The sequence below is a fragment of the Sphingomonas liriopis genome (genome assembly GCF_024211255.1).
GTDB lineage: Bacteria > Pseudomonadota > Alphaproteobacteria > Sphingomonadales > Sphingomonadaceae > Sphingomonas > Sphingomonas liriopis.
In genome coordinates, this window is the sequence record NZ_JAMLDY010000009.1 from 113,950 (window position 1) to 132,220 (window position 18,271).

An 18,271-nucleotide genomic window follows, 5' to 3' on the forward strand; every position below is an offset into this window, starting at 1 on the left:
GTGGACGATGACCGACCAGACGACTGCGCGATGGGCGATGCCGCTGCTGGCGCCGGGGCAAGCGGGCAAGGAGCTGACCCATAACGAGGCGCTGGCGCTGCTCGACATGCTGGTGCAGCCCGCGGTGGAGGCGGTGGGAACCGATGTTCCGCCAACCGCGCCGGTGGCGGGGCGATGCTGGATCGTCGGCTCCGCACCCACCGGGGCCTGGGCGGGGCACGCTGGTGCGCTGGCCGGCTGGACCGACGGCGGCTGGCGGTTCGTCGCCCCGGTGGAAGGGCTTGCCGCCTGGTGCATTTCATCAGCGAAACCAGTCGCTTATCGAAACGGGGTGTGGCAGGAAGGTGACGTCGTCGCGGCCCGCGTCGTCGTCGCCGGGCGACAGGTCGTCGGTCCGCAGGCGGGTGCGATCGCCACGCCGGCGGGGGGCGACGTAGTGGACGCACAGGTCCGTACGGCGGTGGCAGAGATCCTCGCGGCGCTGCGCCAGCACGGGCTGATCGCCGCCTGATCGGTGTGATATCCTTGCAACAGGTCCGGCTTTTGTGCGCTTGCGTGGAAACCAACGCTCAGATAGTGAGTTTGCGCTGTCCGTAGTGACACTCAAGAAAGGGGATTTCTATGCGGAAGCTTGCCGTCGTTCTGGCACTGGCCTCCACCGCGCTCGCCACTCCCGCCCTCGCCCGCGACAAGTCGTGGTACGTTGGCGTCGAAGGCGGCGCGATGATCGTCGAAGACATCGATTATGACATTGGCGCCACCGCCAAAGCCGCAACGGTCGATCATGACTATGGTTACGACGTCGATGGCGTCATCGGCTACGATTTCGGCGGATTCCGCGTCGAGACCGAAGTCGGTTATCGCAGCGCGACCGTCGATGGCTATCGGTCGACCCTCACCACGCCGCGTTACACCTCGACCGGTGCGATCGCAGCGACCCCGGCCGGCAGCTACGACTATGCCGGTGGCCGTACCTCGGCGCTCAGCTTCATGCTGAACGGCCTGCTCGACTTCGGCGACGATGACGGCATCCAGGGCTTCGTCGGCGGCGGTGTCGGCGTCGCTCGCGTCAAGGCGAACTACGCGCTCAACACCCGCGGCAACTTCGTCGACGATTCGGACACCGTGTTCGCCTGGCAGGGCCTGGCGGGCATTCGTGCGCCGCTGACCGACCATGTCGACGCGACGCTGAAGTATCGCTTCTTCAACGCCGACAACGTCAAGCTGGTCGACGTGACCAACCGTACCTTCGACGGCCGGTTCCGTTCGCACAGCATCCTGGGCGGCCTGACCTACAACTTCGGTTCGCCGACCCCGCCGCCGCCGCCGCCGGCTCCGGAACCCGTTCCGGTTCCCCCGCCTGCTCCGGCTCCCGTCGCCGAGCCGCCGGTCTGCTCGCCTGGTCCGTTCATCGTGTTCTTCGAATGGGACAAGTCGGACATCACGCCGGAAGCCGGTTCGATCCTCGACAACGCCGTCAGCCAGTACCAGAGCTGCGGCAATGCGCAGGTCATGCTGGCCGGTCACGCCGACAAGTCGGGTTCGGCCAAGTACAACGTCGGTCTGTCGCAGCGTCGCGCGGACTCGGTAAAGGCTTACCTGACGCAGCATGCCATCCCCGATGGCGTGATCTCGACCGAAGCGTTCGGCGAAAGCCGCCCGCGCGTCGAGACGGCCGATGGCGTCCGCGAGGTCCAGAACCGTCGCGTGGAAGTCACCTACGGTCCGGGCGCTGGTCAGTAAGACCAGTCCCACCGTTGGGAATACGATCGGGGAGGTCGGCGCGAGCCGGCCTCCCCTTTCGTTTGTGTGGTGTTCGGTGGGTCGGCGGTCGGACGCTTTTGCCCGGGTTGCCGGAGGGATCGACCTTCGATGCCTGTGGCACCGTATCGAAGAAGAAGATGTGTTCGCGCGGAGGCGCGGAGGACGCGGAGGTGTTGCGCCTGCCGCGTCGGCGGCGCTCCCTTTCAAGCTTTGGAGATGACAGGGTTACGCTTCCCCAAGCGATACACCTCCGCGTCCTCCGCGCCTCCGCGTGAATCATTCTTCTTCGTGTGACGAACGTCCCAAGATGATGTGATTTCGACCTAGCGGTCGGATTATCTTGGAGCTTCGCGCCCCGCCGCGGAGTGGACCCCGGAACAAGTCCGGGGTGACGGAGGAAGAGGGCGGCGGTTCGGGTGCCCCATCTGCAAGCCGCCGGGCTGGCATTCGGCCTCTGTTGGGCTAGAGAGCGGCCGTTCGGGGGTCGTCCCCTTCGCCAAGAGGTAATCGATGCGTATCACGATGATCGGTTCGGGCTATGTCGGCCTGGTGTCGGGCGCCTGTTTCGCCGATTTCGGCCATGACGTGATCTGCGTCGACAAGGACGAGGGCAAGATCGCCGCGCTGAAGGCGGGGCGGATGCCGATCTACGAACCCGGGCTCGATACGCTGGTCGCGAGCAATGTCGCGGCGGGGCGGCTGACCTTCACCACCGATCTGACCGCGTCGGTCGCGGGCGCGGATGCGATCTTCATCGCGGTGGGCACGCCGTCGCGGCGCGGCGATGGCCACGCCGACCTGTCCTATGTCTTCGCCGCGACCGAGGAGATCGCCGCGGCGGTCACCGGCCCGACCGTCGTCGTCACCAAATCGACCGTGCCGGTCGGCACCGGCGACAAGGTCGAGGCGATCCTGCGCGAGAAGCGACCCGAGGTGGACGTACAGGTCGTCTCCAATCCCGAATTCCTGCGCGAGGGCGCGGCGATCGGCGACTTCAAGCGCCCCGACCGGATCGTCATCGGCACCGACGACGAGGGCGCGAAGCGGGTGATGCGCGGCGTCTATCGCCCGCTGTACCTCAACGAATCGCCTATCCTGTTCGTCGGCAGGCGGACGAGCGAACTCATCAAATATGCCGCGAACGCGTTCCTCGCGACCAAGATCACCTTCATCAACGAGATCGCGGACCTGTGCGAGGCGGTCGGCGCCAACGTCCAGGACGTCAGCCGCGGCATCGGTCTCGACAACCGCATCGGCAAGAAATTCCTGCATGCGGGGCCGGGCTATGGCGGGTCGTGCTTCCCCAAGGACACGCTGGCGCTGCTCAAGACCGCCGAGGATTTCGAGAGCCCGGTGCATATCGTCGAGGCGGTGGTGAAGGTGAACGACAGCCGCAAGCGCGCGATGGGGCGCAAGGTATTGCACGCGCTCGGCGAGGGCGACCCGCGCGGCAAGACGGTCGCGCTGCTCGGCCTGACGTTCAAGCCCAACACCGACGACATGCGCGATGCGCCGTCGATCGCGATCGCGCAGGCGCTGCTCGACGCGGGGGTCGTGGTGCGCGCCTATGACCCCGAGGGGATGGAACCCGCGCAGCGGATGATGCCCGACCTCACCTATTGCCACGACGCCTATGAGGCGGCGATCGGCGCGGATGCGGTGGTGATCGTCACCGAATGGGATGCGTTTCGCGCGCTCGACCTCGGCAAGCTGAAGGGCGCGATGGCGGCGCCGGTGCTGGTCGACCTGCGCAACGTCTATCGCCGCGACGAGGTCGAGGGCGCGGGTTTCGCCTATACCGCCGTCGGGCGCTGATCCTCGGCGAGCGCCGCCTGCAGCCAGGCGGGACGGAGCGCGTCGCCGAGCGATTCGACACGGCGATGCTCGATCATGAGCCCGAGCTCGGGATAGGTCGCACGGGTACGGTCGCCGGGTTCGCCGAGCGGGGCGACGACGAGGCGGCGATTGACCTTGGCGCGGTGGTGCATCCGCGCGGTATTCTCCTGACCGATATAGCAGCCCTTGGCGAAGCTGACGCCGCCCAGCTCGCGTGCGTTGCATTCGAGCCAGAGCGTCTCGCCACTGCCGAGCTCGCCGACGCCCTCGGTGACGCCGAGCGACAGGCGGCGCGCGTGCCAGCCCTCCGCCGGAGCGGACGGCGCGGCGATCCAGCGGCGGCCGAGATCGGCGAGGCGCGGATCTGGAACGCCGTCCCCGCCGTCTCGCGACCAATGGACGGCGAGGCCGTCGTCCACCGCGATGCGGATCGCGCGGCGCAGGCGGTAGAGCGACAGGCGGCGGCTCAGCGCCTCGGCTTGCGTCGCCTCGCAATCGAGCAGCAGGTCGTCGCCGTCGGCCCAAACGAGGAAATCGAACAATGCCTTGCCCTGCGGGGTCAGCAGCGCCGTCCAGACCGGCAGCGCGCCGGTCACGTCGTTGGTGACGAGGCCCTGGAGGAAGCCGCGGACATCCTCCCCGGACAGGCGGACGATGGCGCGATCGGCGAGCGTGGTGGCGTGCATGGCGATGCACCTAGGCGTGCGCGTGCGTTTTCCAAGGGTGGCGGCGTCGTGACCGCGGCGATAGGAGGGCGGGCATGACCGATCGCCTGACCATCCGCCGCCCCGACGACTGGCACGTCCACCTGCGCGACGGCGCGATGCTGCAGGCGGTGGCGGGGCACACCGCGCGCCAGTTCGGCCGGGCGATCGTGATGCCCAATCTGACGCCGCCGGTGACGAGCGTAGCGGCGGCCGAGGCCTATCGCGGCCGGATCATGGCGGCGCTGGGCGAGGGGGTGGATTTCACGCCGCTGATGACCTGCTACCTGACCGACGATGCCGATCCCGCCGAGATCGCCGCGGGGCATGCGGCGGGGGTGTTCACCGCGTGTAAGCTGTATCCCGCGCATGCCACGACCAATTCGGCGCATGGCGTCACCGATATCCGCCGGCTGACCGGGGTGCTCGAGACGTTGCAGCGGATCGGCATGCCGCTGCTGATCCACGGCGAAGTGACCGACAAGGCCATCGACATCTTCGATCGCGAGGCGGTGTTCGTCGAGCGCGTGCTGACGCCGCTGACCCGCGACTATCCGGGCCTCAGGATCGTGCTCGAGCATATCACCACGGCCGAAGCCGCAGCGTTCGTGGCGGAGGCGGATCATCCGATCGCGGCGACGATCACGCCGCAGCATCTGCTCATCAATCGCAACGCGATCTTCGACGGTGGACTGCGCCCGCATGCCTATTGCCTGCCGGTGCTGAAGCGCGAGACGCACCGGCTGGCGGTGCGGCGCGCGGCGGTGTCGGGCTCCCCGCGCTTCTTCCTTGGCACCGATAGTGCGCCGCATGTCGTCGGCGCGAAGGAATCGGGCTGCGGCTGTGCCGGCATCTTCAACGCGCCGTTCGCGCTGGAGGCCTATCTCCGCGTGTTCGACGAAGAAGGCGCGCTCGACCGGTTCGAAGGCTTCGCGTCGGAACATGGCGCGCGGTTCTACGGCCGGCCGCTGAATGAGGGCACGGTGACGCTGGTGCGCGACGCGGTGGCCGTGCCCGACCGGATCGGCACGGGCGAGACGGCGGTGGTGCCGTTCATGGCCGGCGAGACGATCGGCTGGCGGTTCGACGGGTAGGTCAGGTCACGAGGCGGCGCAGCGTCTCGACCTGGTCGGCTTCCGCCGCGGGTTTGTCGGTCCTGATCCGCGCGATGCGGGGGAAGCGCATCGCGACGCCCGATTTGTGCCGGGTCGAGGCGTGGATCGAATCGAACGCGACCTCCAGCACCAGCGTCTTCTCGACCTCGCGCACCGGGCCGAAGCGGGCAAGCGTGTGGCGGCGGACGAAGCCGTCGAGCATCTTCAGTTCCTCGTCGGTGATCCCCGAATAGGCCTTGCCGACGGGGAGCAGTTCGCCGTCTGCGGTCCAGCAGCCGAAGGTATAATCGCTGTAATAGGACGAGCGCCGGCCGCTGCCGCGCTGCGCGTACATCATCACGCAATCGGCGGTCAGCGGATCGCGCTTCCATTTATACCACAGGCCGGCGCGGCGGCCGCCGACGTAAGGACTGTCGCGGCGCTTGAGCATGACGCCTTCGATCGCGGCGTCGCGTGCGCCGGCGCGGATCGCCTCCAGCTCGGTGAAGCTGTCCGCCGCGATCACCTGGCTGATGTCGAAGCGGTCGGGATCGAGGCGGGGGACGAACGCCTCCAGCCGGGCGCGGCGCTGCGTCCAGGGGAGGGTGCGCAGATCCTCGGTCCCGTCGATCAGCAGGTCGTAGAGGCGGACGAAGGCGGGATAATCGGCGAGCATCTTCGCCGACACGGTCTTGCGCCCGAGCCGCTGCTGGAGCGCGTTGAAGCTCGCTGCCCCCCCTTCTTCGAGGCTGCCTCCCTGCGCGTCGCCCCTGACCAGCAGTTCGCCATCGACGGTGCCCGGGGTGGTGAAGGCGGCGGCGACATCGGGGAAGCTGCCGGTGACGTCGTCGCCGGTGCGGCTGTACAGGCGCGTCTGCCCTGCGACATGGACGATCTGGACGCGGATGCCGTCCCATTTCCATTCCGCGGCATAATCGGCGAGATCGACCTGCGCATCCTCCAGCCCGTGCGCGAGCATGAACGGGCGGAAGACGGGGACGTCGGCGGGCGTCGGCTGCGCGCCGGTGCCCGCGCCCCAGGCGAACAGGCTGGCGTAGGGCGGGGCGAGGCCGTGCCACACCTCCTCGACCGCATCGACGTCGAGCCCGAACGCCTGCGCCAGCGCGGTCTTGGCGAGCCGTGCGGAGACGCCGATGCGGAGCGCCCCGGTGGCCATCTTGAGCAGCGCGAACCGTTCCTCGGCATCGAGCCGGTCGAGCATCGCGGCGAGCACCGCGGGCGCGTCGGTGCGCGACAGGTGGCGCAGCGCATCGACCGCGGCGCTGATCGACAGCGGTTCGGCGACCGGTGCCGGAATCGGCGCGGGCCAGAGCAATGCCACGGTCTCGGCGGTGTCGCCGACGTAATCGCGGCTCATTCGGAACAGCACGGGATCGACGCGCGCCTCGATCAGCGCGCGGATCTGCGCCGGCTTGACGCCGGGCAGGTCGAGATCGCCGGTCAGCGCCGCCATCGCCCAGCCGCGATCGGGGTCGGGCGTGGCGAGCAGATAATCGACGATCAGCTTCAGCTTCGCGTTGCGGCCGCGGGTGTAGATGAGCGAATCGAGAAGCGCGGCGAAGGCGTGCATGGACGGGCAAACGCATGGCGCGTTCGTTACGCTCCCGCTAGACCGGCACGATGACGCGGACGATGCGGTGGGTCGGGCTGGTGGCGCTGGCGGGCATCGCGATGCTCGGCGTGCTGCTGGTCGTCGGCTATCGCGAGGCGATCGGCGATCCCGTCGTGCGGCGCGGGGCGATCGACTTGCCCGACTGGCCGGCGGGGGCGGCCCCGGTGAGCGTCGCGCTGTTGAGCGATATCCACATCGGCAATGTTGCAATGGACGAGGCCCGGCTGACGCGGATCGTCGCGCAGGTGAAGGCGCGGCGGCCCGATCTGGTGCTGCTGGCGGGCGATTTCGTCGTCGGGCATGCGGCCGGGAGCAGCGGCCGGCTGGCGCGCCGCCTCATCGGGCCGTTGTCACGGCTGCGCGCGCCGCTCGGCGTGTTCGCGGTGCTCGGCAACCACGATCACTGGACGGGGGCCGGTGCGGTGACGCGGGCGCTTGCCGAGGCGGGGATCGCGACGCTGTCCAACCGCGCGGTGCGGCGGGGACCGGTGACGATCGTCGGGATCGACGATGCGTTCAGCGACCATGCCGATCCGCGCCTTGCCTTGCTGAGCGCCGATGGGCTGGGTGGCGCGCGCATCGTCGTCACCCATTCGCCCGACGCGATCCCGTTGCTGCCACAAGGCGCCGCGCGGCTGGTATTGGCGGGGCATACGCATTGCGGGCAGATCGTCTGGCCGAACGGCCGCGCGCTGGCGACACGCAGCCCGTTCAACGGCAGGCGGCTGTTCGATCCGCGCTATCGCTGCGGTATCGTCCGCGATTCCCGTCGGACGGTGATCGTCACCGCCGGCTTGGGCAGCGGCACCGCCCCGGTCAGGCTGGGCGCACCGCCGGACTGGTGGCTGGTGACGCTCGGGCCCGTCAGTCGATCGCGTCCTTGACCGTCTTGCCCGCCACCAGGCTGATGACGAGGAAAAGCAGGAACAAGGCGATCGCGATAAAGAACAGGATCTTGGCGATCCCGACGAACGCGCCGCCGATACCCCCGAACCCGAGCAGCCCGAGCACGAGGCCGATGACGAGGAAGGTGAGGGCGAGTTTCAGCATGGCGGGGTCCTTCTATGGTCGTCCGTCAACCATGGAAGGACCCGTGCAGTTCCGCGGGTTCAGCCCTTGCGGCTCGCCTCGAACAGGAACCAGGCGCGCTCTTCGGCCTGATCGGTCCATTCGTCGACGATGCCGCTGGTGGCATTGTCCTTCGCCTCCTCGGCAGCGTCCTTCACGGTGCGGAACGCCTCGATGAGCTTGAGATTGTCCTCGCGCAGTTCGGCGAGCATCGCATGCGCATCGACGAAATCGGCATCGTTGTCGGCGATCGTCTGGCGACGGCTGATGTCGCCGATCGAGCGCAGCGTGACGTTGCCGGTCTTGCGCACGCGCTCGGCGATCGCGTCGGTGACGCCGAGGATCTGCGCCGCCTGATCGTCGAGCAACAGGTGATAGTCGCGGAAATGCGGGCCCGAGACATGCCAGTGGAAGTTCTTGGTCTTGAGATAGAGCGCGTAGCAATCCGCCAGCGACGCATTGAGCGCGTCGGCGACCGAACGCGTGTTGCTGAGGTCGGTCGGGGTGTTCAGCGCCGGATTGATGTCGGCCATGGGGGCAGCTCCTGGAAAAGGGTCGTTGCGCTAACGATCCGATACCCGAAACGCTCCGCGATCCCACGCCATTTTGCCGGCCAGTCTGATCGGTGCGCTAAATCAGCCGCAACGCTCCCAGCCCCAGCCAAAAGGCCGCGCCGACGAACAGCGCACCGATGATCCGGCGCAGGCTTTTGAGCGGCAGCGCGGTCCAGCCCGCCTCGCCGAGCACCGCCGCCGGCACGATCACGACGAGCGATCCCAGCGTCGCACCGACCGCCGCCAGCCAGAACAGCTCGACCCGTGCGGCGAGTGCGAGCACGATGAACTGCACGCCGTCGCCGAAGGCAAGGATGAACAGTCCGGCGAAGCTGGTGACGATCGCGCCCAGCCGCCAGCCGTCGAGGCGATCGGGCACCTTGACCGGAAAGGCCGCGCCGACGCCCTGGAACAGCAGCGCGAGCGCGAGGAACAGCTGTTTCGCCTCGGGTGTCAGCCTTGGTGCGATCAGCAGGCTGGCAGCGGCGGCGAGCAGCCCGGCGGCGAGCAGGGCGAGCGCCGCCATCGCGATCACCAGCCCCGGCGCGCGATAGCGGTCGGCGAGGATCGCGGCGAGCCACGCCGGCCGGTCGCCGACCTGCGCGAGGGCCGCGGCGACGAGCGCCGCCATGAGGGCGTCCATTTATTCGGCGGTCCTGTGGTGCGGTGATGCTGGTGCGGTGCGCGCGATATTCGGTTCAGCCATGAGAGAGCGAGGCCTTGGCACAACCGTCGGCGCCACCCCGGCGAAGGCCGGGGTCCAGGCGCGATGGCCGTGGTCCGTCATCGCGACGCTCGCCCCGCTGGACCCCGGCCTTCGCGAGGCCTCTGCGAAAGGCCGCACCCTTTCAGTGCTTCCGCGCAGGCGGGAGCCCAGAGCCAAGCACAACAACGGCTTATGGGATGCGTGACTCCTGGGCTCCCGCCTGCGCGGGAGCACGGATAGGGTTTCGCAGAGGCCTCGCCTTCGCCGGGGTGGGAGGTGTGTTGCCGGCGTCGCGTTTCGGACGCTTCCGTGTTCCGGTGAGGTTCGTCGGCCCTTCCTCGCGGCAGACCCCAGCGTTCGCTGGGGTGACGGGTGGAGGGGGACGGAAGGGGCGGCCATGGAAGGGGCGACCGCGAGGAATGGCACCGGCCCCTGCATAAAGTCTCGGGATTCGGCAGACGGCATCACGCGATACTAACTCGCCAGCCGCACCGAACAGGCGGCGGCGAAGGCGTCGCAGGCGCGGACGTCCTGTCGTTCGCACGCGACGGCGTCGCCCAGCACCGACAGCCAGCCATGGACCAGCGCGCCATGTTCGCCGCGCGACAGCGCCGAATCGACGAAATGCGCGACGGTGACCGCGGGGTTGAGGCCGTTGCGGTGCGCGATCAGCCGGATCTGGTTGATGTCGGGCTTCAGGTCGCGGGCGCAGGTATAGGGCGCCTTCACGTCGATCGCCGCGATTCGCGCGGCGAGGTCCGCGCGTACCGCCTCCAGCATGATCGCCTCCCGATTCGCCTGTCGCGCCATGAACCCCTCCACCCGTCTTTTCGCGCGCAGCGTGCGCCCATAATGGTAAACGGACGGTTATGGCGCGCGCATCGCCGCGGCCGAGGTTGACTTCGCCGCCCGCTTCGGCCATGCGCCGCGGCTGATCGAGCGGCGGCGTTGGTGCTGCCGCTCTCCTTGTTTTCAGGATTTGGGGCTCATGGCCAAGCCGACTACCGTCAAGATCAAGCTCGTCAGCACCGCCGACACCGGCTTCTTCTACGTCACCAAGAAGAACCCGCGCACGAAGACCGAGAAGCTGAGCTTCAGCAAGTACGATCCGGTCGTGCGCAAGCATGTCGAGTTCAAGGAAACCAAGATCAAGTAATCGTCGGGGCGGCGCCTCCGCCGCCCGATGTTTACCAGGGATCGGCGAAAAGCCGCCGGCGCCGTCGTGCGCCGGCGGCTTTTCGCGTTGCCGCCGCGCAGGGCCGCGCGCCTTGTTCGCGGCATGGTTCGGACACATTGCGTTCATCTTCGCTTGGCATAGCGGCGGCCGGTGGCCGGATCCTTCGGCCGCCCTGTATCGCGTCACTACGGGCTGGGGGCGGCATTCCCATGAGGGGGGTGTCGCCCTTGGTTTTTCCCGTGCGAAGCATGTCCGATCTTAACCAAAGTTAGATTGCGCCTGGCGAAACCGCTGCATATGTGTCGGGCAACATGGCGAAATTCCTCATCGGTTCGGCCGCGGACGCGGGTCCCAGCGCGAGCTATTGCGTGGCTGCCTGGGCGGCGGTGTGCCGATCCGAAGCGGTGGTCGAATTCGACATGGATGGCCACATCACCTGGGCCAACGACCATTTCCTCGCACTGATCGGCTATCGGCTGGACGAGGTGATCGGCCGGCATCACCGCTTCATCTGTCCCGCCGACGTGGTGAACGCGCCCGCCTATCGGGATTTCTGGGCGGCATTGCGCCGTGGCGATTTTATGAGCGGCGAATTCCGGCGCTGTCGCAAGGACGGCGGATCGGTGTGGATGCAGGCGACCTACAACCCGATCTTCGACGGCAGCGGCACGCCGATGCGCGTGCTCAAGATCGCCACCGACATCACCCGCCAGGTCGAGCTGGAACAGCAGGCGCAGGCGCTGCTCGACGAAAGCCGCCGCCATCAGCAGGCGCTGGAGGACCGCACCGGCACGCTGGAGGGGACGATGACCGAATTGGGCGCCATCGTCGATTCGATCCGCCAGATCGCGCAACAGACCAACCTGCTCGCGCTCAACGCCGCGATCGAGGCGGCGCGGGCGGGCGAGGCCGGGCAGGGATTCGCGGTGGTCGCGGCCGAGGTGAAGAAACTCGCCGGCGACACCCGCCTCGCCACCGAACGCGCGAGTGCGATGGTGGCGCAACGTACCGGGGCGGGGTGAGGGGGGCTGTCTCGAGAAGGATGGAGACCCAATGTGCTTCGACAGGCTCACCACGAACGGGGGAAGTAAAGCGCGGCACGATCGGGGGAGTCGGAACCATGCAACCCACCGTTCGCCCTGGTGAACAGGTGAAACATCCGGGGGATGTTTCACCTGTTCACTGTCGAAGGGCAGATGAGACTCACCGTACTTCGACAAGCTCAGCACGAACGGCGCGCGCGTTTGTACCGAGCCGCACGGAACCACGCCGCCCTCCGCCACGTTATTCTTCAGCTTGCAGCATCCGGCCCTTCTGGGGGCAGGGGAATTGGAAGCTCGCGACGCCCTGTCGATGCTCCGTCATCGGCAGGGCGTCTTCGCGTGGGGCTCACACCAGCGCGTTCACCGCATCCATGAAGCGCGCGAGGCTGATCGGCTTCGACACGTACGACCGCGCGCCTGCCGCACGGATGCGCTCCTCGTCGTCGCGCCCCGCATAGGCCGTCACCGCCATCACCGGGATCGTCCGCAGCTGTTCGTCCGCCATCAGCTCGACGATCAGCTCGAACCCGGTGACGTGCGGCATCTGGATGTCCATCACGATCAGGTCGGGGCCGAAGTCGCGCGCCCGCGCCACCGCCTCGCGCCCGTCGCGCACCGGCTCGGCGACGAAGTCGTGCGCCCGCAGCAGGTCACAAAACAGCTTCAGATTGAGTTCGTTGTCCTCGACAACGAGCACCCGCTTCGCCACTTGGGTCACCGATCCTTCCTCGAACCCGGACGATAGGCAATGCGCGCGCGCGATACAAACATCCCCGACGCCGATGTGCTCGGGCTGCAGGCGCTGGTCTGGACGATCGGCGACGCGACCCGCGCTGACCGGCTGATCGGCGTCACCGGCCTGTTCCCCGACGACTTGCGTACCCGCGCCGGCGAGCCGGCGGTGCTTGCCGCGGTCTTCGCCTATCTCGAAAGCTACGAACCCGATCTGATCGCCTGCGCCGATGCGCTGGGCGTTGCCCCGGAGGCGCTGGTCGCCGCCCATCATGTGCTGGACAACCGATGAAGCCGCTGCTGATCTCCGACTGCGACGAGGTATTGTTGCACATGGTCAAGCATTTCGGCGTCTGGGTACGCGAGGCGCACGACATGGATTTTACCCCCGACGGCGCCGATTTCGCCAATAGCCTGCGCCATCGCGAGACCGGCGTCGTGCCGAGCCGCGACGATATGTGGGGCATGCTCGGCGGTTTCTTCCCGAGCGAGATGCATCGCCAGACGCTGGTGCCGCACGCCGCCGAGGCGCTGGCGCGGCTGGCGGAGCAGGCGGATATCGTCATCCTCACCAATCTGACCGACGCCTGCCGCACCGCGCGGATCGAACAGCTCGCGGCGTTCGGCATCGACCATCGCGTCGAATGCAACCAGGGCGGCAAGGGCGGCCCCGTTGCGCGGCTGGTGGCAGAGTACGGCGCGTCCGTGACGGTGTTCGTCGACGACCTTGCCGTCCATCACGAATCGGTGTCGCGCCACGCGCCGGGCGTCCACCGCCTGCACATGGTGTCGGAGCCGACGCTGGCGCCGAACGTGCCGCCAGCCGGGCATGCCCATGCGCGCATCGACGACTGGCGCGAGGCGGCGGACTGGATCGCGGCGCGGTTCGATGCAGGGGCGCCGGCCGCCTGACCCTTTCTCCGTCACTCAGCGAACGCGGGGATGACCAATGGGGGACGGGTTTTCGCGCCCGCACCGATCCTCTACAGCCACACCGACCCCATCCGACGAAGGACCCCAGCATGACCACGCACGTCGACCGCAAGCTCGAGGAACTCGGCCTGACGCTTCCCGAAGCGGCCGCGCCCGTCGCCGCCTATGTGCCGGTGGTCGAGGCGGGCGGGCTGCTCCACCTGTCGGGGCAGCTGCCGTTCAAGGACGGACAGCTCGTCACCGGCCGGCTCGGCGACGGCGTGTCGCTGGAAGAGGGACAGGAGGCCGCCAAGCTGTGCGGGCTGATGATCGTCGCGCAGGTCAAGAAGCATCTCGGCGGCGACCTGTCGCGGGTGAAGCGGATCGTGAAGCTCGGCGTGTTCGTCAACAGTCACGGCGACTTCACCGACCAGCCCAAGGTCGCCAACGGCGCGTCGGAGCTGATGGTCGCGCTGTTCGGCGACGCCGGCAAGCATGCGCGCAGCGCGGTCGGCGTGCCGGTGCTGCCGCTCGGTGCCGCGGTCGAGATCGACGCGATCATCGAACTGGCGTGAGGCGTGGGGGGTGGGTAGCCCAACTCCCTTCGTCACCCCGGACGTGTTCCGGGGTCCATCGTGCCGCAAGCGTAAGGTTTGAAGCGAAAGGCCTACGCCTCGCCGCGGAGTGGACCCCGGAACAAGTCCGGGGTGACGGATACCTTGGGGCTGAGCGACGCGAGCCTCATCCCCCCTCCGCAAGCCCCCGCAGACCCCCTATATCGGCGGCGATGACCCATCCGACCTTCGCCGCATGACCGCGCTCGCCGCCCGCCTCGTCGACGGCGTCCGCGCCATCCCGGCCGACCAGTGGGACGCCTGCGCCGGTACCGGCAATCCGTTCGTAGCCCACGCTTTCCTCGCCGCGCTCGAGGAATCGGGCAGCGTCGGCGGGCGATCGGGGTGGCAGCCGATCCCGATCGTCGTCGACGGCGCCGACGGCGCGCCCGTCGCCATCGCACCGGCCTATGCCAAGAGCCACAGCCAGGGCGAATATGTCTTCGACCATGCCTGGGCCGATGCGTGGGAGCGCGCGGGCGGCGCCTATTATCCCAAGCTGCAGGTCGCCGCGCCGTTCAGCCCGGTGCCGGGTCCGCGCCTGCTGCTGCGCGATCCCGATGCCGGCGCATCGCTGATCGCCGCGCTGGAAGCGGTGACCGACCAGCATAGTCTGTCCTCCGCGCACGCCACCTTCGTCGCGCCCGACCAGCTGCCGCTGTTCGAACAGGCCGGCTGGCTGATCCGCGAGGGCACGCAATTCCACTGGGCGAACGACGGCTACGCCAGCTTCGACGACTTTCTGGGCGCACTCGCCAGCCGCAAGCGCAAGGCGATCCGCAAGGAACGCGCCGCCGCGGTCGAAGGGCTGGAAATCCGCCACCTCACCGGGCCCGACATCCTGCCGGAACATTGGGACGCCTTCTGGACCTTCTATCAGGACACCGGCAGCCGCAAATGGGGCCAGCCCTATCTCAAGCGGTCCTTCTTCCCGCTGCTGGGCGAGGCGATGGGGGACAAGGTGCTGCTCATCCTCGCCGAGCGGGACGGGGTGCCGATCGCCGGTGCGCTCAACCTGATCGGCGGCGACACGCTGTACGGCCGCTATTGGGGCTGCACCGAGGAGGTGCCCTTCCTCCATTTCGAGCTCTGCTATTACCAGGCGATCGACGCCGCGATCGCGCGCGGGCTGAAGACGGTCGAGGCGGGCGCGCAGGGCGAGCACAAGCTCGCGCGCGGCTATGTGCCCGTACCGACGTGGTCGGCGCATTACATCCCCGATGCGGGCTTCCGCCGCGCGGTCGGCGACTTCCTGATGCGCGAGCGTGCCGCGGTCGAGCACGAACACGCCTACCTCACCGAACTCGCGCCGTTCAGGAAGGGCGGGGGATGATCCGCGGCCGACGCAGCGGCAGCAGCGCGGGGTCGAGCACGACGCGCGGCGGCGTGCGATCGTCGATGCGGAAGAGGACGTCGCGCCCGCTCCGCCAGATCGGCGTCAGCCCGGTGAGGAACTCAGGCCCGACCGGCGGCGGGTTGATAAGCCAGACGTAATCGAACGCCTGCCGCGGCAGGAAGGCGAGCGAGACCTTCAACGGCCGCCACCATTCGCCGCGACAGCGCCGGTCGGTGACCAGCTGCGACGGATCGTGCGCGAAGGCACCCGCGGGCGTGTAGCGGACGGTGAGCAGCTGCCCGCCCGCCATCGACCATTGGTCGTTGGCATAGGCGAGCTTGCGTTCGAGCGCGAGGCCCGCGACATGCTCGAGCCGCGAATAGGTCCAGGTGTCCTGGCACGCTCGCCCGACCATCGTCAGCAGCCGCCCGCCCTCCGGCACATGGTCGAGCGCCGCGAGCGTGCGGTCGTAATCCCTGCCGAACTGCCAGAAGCTGATCGTCGTCCCCACCAGCCGCGCGCCGAAGAAGGCGAGGCCGAGCGCCGCCAGCGTCGAGGCGCCGCGGAACGACAGCCCGCGCCGCGGCCGGAGCGCGATCAGCGCGATGCCCAGCGCATAGGGCGCGAGCCGCATGTCGGCATAGGCCGACCCGAACACGATCCGCGGCAGCAGCACGAAAATCGCGCTGAGGAACAGCGCCGACAGCAGCAGGTTGCGCGAATATTCGACGCGGTCGTCGCGCACGCCCTTCAGCAGGATGACGAACAATACGGTGACCGAGGCGAGGTCGAACGCCATCCAGCGGTCGCGCAGCACCATGATGACCCAGCCGACCTTGGCGCGCCAGTTGAACCAGTCCATCGTCTTGCCGGTGACGTGATCGCCCGAGCGCCACAGCACCATCATCGCGAACGGCAGCGCGAGCGGCAGGCAGCCGATGCCCGCGCGTACCCAGCTTTCCAGCCAGTGGCCGCTCCGCCGGTCCTTGCGCCGGTCGTGCTCGCGGATCATCTCGGCGGAGAAGGCGAGGATGCCGAGCACCCCCCAGCCGAAGGTGTGGCAGACCCACAAGGCACACGACAGCGGCACGAACAGCACCGCGCGCAGCTGCACGCGCCCCAGCCGCCCCATGCGCAGCCACAGCGCGAACAGGTTGAGCGCCAGTGCCATCGACAGCGCGAAATTCACGAAGCCGAACTGGAAGGGGTAGCAATAGGCGAGCGGCAACGCGAACAGCGCGGTCGCCGGGATGCGGCCATGCACCTCGCGCGCGATCCACAGCAGCCCCGACGCGGTGAGCGCGGGGATCGCCATGACGATCAGCTTGACCGCCAGCTCGAGTCCGAAGATCGGCGCCAGCGGCTCGATCAGCAGGTCGACGCCGAGGTTGCCGATCATCGCCCAGCGGAAATCGTACCAGTCGGCGAGCCAGCGATGCGCGCCGTCGTCGAGCTGGACGCGGTAGCGCCCCATATGGCCGGGCAGATCGACCAGCGGCGGCACCGTCGGCCAGACGAGCGGGATCATCGTCGCGATCACCACCGCCACGACGAACGCCCGCGTTTGCCACCAGTGCAGCCTGTGCCCCTGCATCACCCGGCCTTAGGGGGTGCGGGCGCCGTCCGGCAAGTAGTGTCGTGCCCGCTGCGACGATCGTGCGGCGAACGGAAGGGGTAGGAGCCGGAACCTCGCCACACACGATCCGTCACCCCGGACTTGTTCCGGGGTCCACGCGTCCGCAAGCGCAGGATTCGAGCCTCTATGGGTACGCCCAGCCGCGAAGTGGACCCCGGAACAAGTCCGGGGTGACGGAGGAAATAATTTAGGCGTCGCGCCGCCCCAGCAACCGCAGGCGCAGCGCGTTCAGCTTGATGAACCCCGCGGCGTCGCGCTGGTCGTAGGCGCCCTGATCGTCCTCGAACGTCACGACCTTTTCCGAATAGAGCGAATTGGGCGACTTGCGGCCGACGATATACACGCCGCCCTTATACAGCTTCAGCCGCACCGTGCCCGACACCTTCGCCTGGCTGTGGTCGATCGCCGCCTGCAGCATCTCGCGCTCGGGGCTGAACCAGAAACCGTTGTAGACCAGTTCGGCATAACGCGGCGCCAGCTCGTCCTTCAGATGCGCAGCGCCACGATCGAGCGTGATCTGCTCGATGCCGCGATGCGCGAGGTGATAGATGGTGCCACCCGGCGTCTCGTACATGCCGCGGCTCTTCATGCCGACGAAGCGGTTCTCGACGAGGTCGAGCCGGCCGATGCCGTGGCGACGACCCAGTTCGTTCAATTTGGTCAGCAGCGTCGCCGGGCTGGTCGCCTCGCCGTTCAGCGCGACGCCGTCGCCGCGCTCGAAATCGATCGTGATGTATTCGGGCGCGTCGGGCGCGTCCTCGGGGTTCACCGTGCGTGAATAGACGTAGTCGGGGACCTCCTGCCACGGATCCTCGAGCACCTTGCCCTCCGAGGAGGTGTGCAACAGGTTCGCGTCGGTCGAGAAGGGCGATTCGCCGCGCTTGTCCTTGGCGACGGGGATCTGGTGCTGTTCGGCGAATTCGATCAGGCGCGTGCGGCTGGTGAGGTCCCATTCGCGCCACGGCGCGATCACCTTGATGTCGGGCGCGAGCGCGTAATAGCCGAGTTCGAAGCGGACCTGGTCGTTGCCCTTGCCGGTCGCGCCGTGGCTGACCGCGTCGGCGCCGACCTGGCGCGCGATCTCGATCTGGCGCTTGGCGATCAGCGGCCGCGCGATCGACGTGCCGAGCAGGTACAGCCCCTCGTACAGCGCGTTCGAGCGCATCATCGGGAAGACGTAATCCGCCACGAATTCCTCGCGCAGATCGTCGATGAAGATATGCTCCGGCTTGACGCCCGCCATCTGCGCCTTCTGGCGCGCCGGCTCCAGCTCCTCGCCCTGGCCGAGGTCGGCGGTGAAGGTCACCACCTCGCAATTGTACGTCTGTTGCAGCCATTTCAGGATCACGCTCGTATCCAGCCCGCCCGAATAGGCGAGGACGACGCGGTTGATCTGATCGGTCACGGCAGGTTCCTTGGGCTAGGAAGAGATTGGGGCCAGCAATGGATGGCCGCGCCCCTA

At 68.1% G+C, this 18,271-nt stretch carries 20 protein-coding genes; 11 read left to right on the forward strand and 9 right to left on the reverse strand.

Translation table 11 applies throughout. The annotated features are described in order from the left end of the window. Nucleotides 1–7 precede the first annotated feature (7 nt). The 3 genes from M9979_RS09235 to M9979_RS09245 all read left to right on the forward strand — a co-directional run bounded on the left by M9979_RS09235 (nt 8) and on the right by M9979_RS09245 (nt 3,579). A complete protein-coding gene (locus M9979_RS09235) occupies nt 8–511 on the forward strand; it encodes a DUF2793 domain-containing protein (RefSeq protein ID WP_254289061.1) in 504 nt (167 codons plus the stop codon). A gap of 110 nt (nt 512–621) precedes the next feature. Further along, the gene (locus tag M9979_RS09240; RefSeq protein ID WP_254289062.1) at nt 622–1,743 is read left to right on the forward strand and encodes an OmpA family protein; all 1,122 of its coding nucleotides are present in this window, start codon (nt 622–624) and stop codon (nt 1,741–1,743) included. Nucleotides 1,744–2,274: 531 nt separating this feature from the next. Next, nucleotides 2,275–3,579 (forward strand): UDP-glucose dehydrogenase family protein, encoded by a 1,305-nt coding sequence (locus M9979_RS09245; protein ID WP_254289063.1) that lies wholly within the window; start codon nt 2,275–2,277, stop codon nt 3,577–3,579. Here M9979_RS09245 and ygfZ read toward each other — a convergent pair. Beyond that, nucleotides 3,558–4,286 carry a CAF17-like 4Fe-4S cluster assembly/insertion protein YgfZ gene (gene ygfZ / locus M9979_RS09250; RefSeq protein WP_254289064.1) on the reverse strand — a complete coding sequence of 243 codons (729 nt, stop codon included), beginning with the start codon at nt 4,284–4,286 and terminating at the stop codon, nt 3,558–3,560. The two genes, M9979_RS09245 and ygfZ, sit on opposite strands and share 22 nt — an antisense overlap. Nucleotides 4,287–4,360: 74 nt before the next feature. Between ygfZ and pyrC the strand changes: the two genes are divergently transcribed. Next, entirely contained in the window at nt 4,361–5,398 is a 1,038-nt protein-coding gene (gene pyrC / locus M9979_RS09255) for a dihydroorotase (protein WP_254289065.1), read from the forward strand. A 1-nt stretch (nt 5,399) separates the two neighbouring features. Here the strand turns inward: pyrC and M9979_RS09260 are convergent, their stop codons facing one another. Then, nucleotides 5,400–6,989, reverse strand: a complete 1,590-nt coding sequence (locus tag M9979_RS09260) for a cisplatin damage response ATP-dependent DNA ligase (RefSeq protein WP_254289066.1) — start codon at nt 6,987–6,989, stop codon at nt 5,400–5,402. Nucleotides 6,990–7,039: 50 nt separating this feature from the next. Between M9979_RS09260 and M9979_RS09265 the strand changes: the two genes are divergently transcribed. Further along, a complete protein-coding gene (locus M9979_RS09265) occupies nt 7,040–7,915 on the forward strand; it encodes a metallophosphoesterase (protein ID WP_254289067.1) in 876 nt (291 codons plus the stop codon). Here the strand turns inward: M9979_RS09265 and M9979_RS09270 are convergent. The 4 genes from M9979_RS09270 to M9979_RS09285 form a co-directional block, all read right to left on the reverse strand. After that, a complete protein-coding gene (locus M9979_RS09270) occupies nt 7,896–8,081 on the reverse strand; it encodes a DUF1328 family protein (protein ID WP_254289068.1) in 186 nt (61 codons plus the stop codon). The genes M9979_RS09265 and M9979_RS09270 overlap by 20 nt on opposite strands. A 59-nt stretch (nt 8,082–8,140) precedes the next feature. Then, entirely contained in the window at nt 8,141–8,632 is a 492-nt protein-coding gene (locus M9979_RS09275; protein ID WP_254289069.1) for a Dps family protein, read from the reverse strand. A 97-nt stretch (nt 8,633–8,729) separates the two neighbouring features. Beyond that, entirely contained in the window at nt 8,730–9,296 is a 567-nt protein-coding gene (locus M9979_RS09280) for a TMEM165/GDT1 family protein (protein WP_254289070.1), read from the reverse strand. 537 nt (nt 9,297–9,833) lie between these two features. Further along, nucleotides 9,834–10,169, reverse strand: a complete 336-nt coding sequence (locus M9979_RS09285) for a hypothetical protein (protein WP_254289071.1) — start codon at nt 10,167–10,169, stop codon at nt 9,834–9,836. Nucleotides 10,170–10,347: 178 nt separating this feature from the next. Here M9979_RS09285 and rpmG point away from each other — a divergent pair, with 178 nt between their 5' ends. Next, nucleotides 10,348–10,515 carry a 50S ribosomal protein L33 gene (gene rpmG, locus M9979_RS09290; protein ID WP_254289072.1) on the forward strand — a complete coding sequence of 56 codons (168 nt, stop codon included), beginning with the start codon at nt 10,348–10,350 and terminating at the stop codon, nt 10,513–10,515. A gap of 332 nt (nt 10,516–10,847) precedes the next feature. After that, entirely contained in the window at nt 10,848–11,558 is a 711-nt protein-coding gene (locus M9979_RS17230) for a methyl-accepting chemotaxis protein (RefSeq protein WP_277998478.1), read from the forward strand. A gap of 367 nt (nt 11,559–11,925) precedes the next feature. Here the strand turns inward: M9979_RS17230 and M9979_RS09305 are convergent, their stop codons facing one another. Then, on the reverse strand, nt 11,926–12,288 hold the full coding sequence (locus M9979_RS09305; RefSeq protein ID WP_254289116.1) for a response regulator: 363 nt from the start codon (nt 12,286–12,288) through the stop codon (nt 11,926–11,928). Nucleotides 12,289–12,327: 39 nt separating this feature from the next. Here M9979_RS09305 and M9979_RS09310 point away from each other — a divergent pair, with 39 nt between their 5' ends. From M9979_RS09310 to M9979_RS09325, 4 genes are all read left to right on the forward strand, one after another. Further along, nucleotides 12,328–12,603: a DUF3572 domain-containing protein gene (locus M9979_RS09310; protein WP_254289073.1), complete on the forward strand. Its 276-nt coding sequence runs from the start codon at nt 12,328–12,330 to the stop codon at nt 12,601–12,603. Beyond that, nucleotides 12,600–13,223 carry an HAD family hydrolase gene (locus M9979_RS09315; protein ID WP_254289074.1) on the forward strand — a complete coding sequence of 208 codons (624 nt, stop codon included), beginning with the start codon at nt 12,600–12,602 and terminating at the stop codon, nt 13,221–13,223. Before M9979_RS09310 ends, M9979_RS09315 begins: the two co-directional genes overlap by 4 nt. A 110-nt stretch (nt 13,224–13,333) precedes the next feature. After that, complete coding sequence (locus M9979_RS09320) at nt 13,334–13,798, forward strand: RidA family protein (RefSeq protein WP_254289075.1); 465 nt, start codon at nt 13,334–13,336, stop codon at nt 13,796–13,798. A gap of 235 nt (nt 13,799–14,033) precedes the next feature. Further along, on the forward strand, nt 14,034–15,170 hold the full coding sequence (locus tag M9979_RS09325; protein WP_254289076.1) for a GNAT family N-acetyltransferase: 1,137 nt from the start codon (nt 14,034–14,036) through the stop codon (nt 15,168–15,170). Here the strand turns inward: M9979_RS09325 and M9979_RS09330 are convergent. Beyond that, nucleotides 15,151–16,767, reverse strand: coding sequence for a hypothetical protein (locus M9979_RS09330; protein ID WP_254289077.1), 1,617 nt, complete (start codon nt 16,765–16,767; stop codon nt 15,151–15,153). The two genes, M9979_RS09325 and M9979_RS09330, sit on opposite strands and share 20 nt — an antisense overlap. Before the next feature lie 229 nt (nt 16,768–16,996). Then, nucleotides 16,997–18,214 (reverse strand): argininosuccinate synthase, encoded by a 1,218-nt coding sequence (locus M9979_RS09335; RefSeq protein ID WP_179507859.1) that lies wholly within the window; start codon nt 18,212–18,214, stop codon nt 16,997–16,999. Between the last annotated feature and the right edge of the window lie 57 nt (nt 18,215–18,271).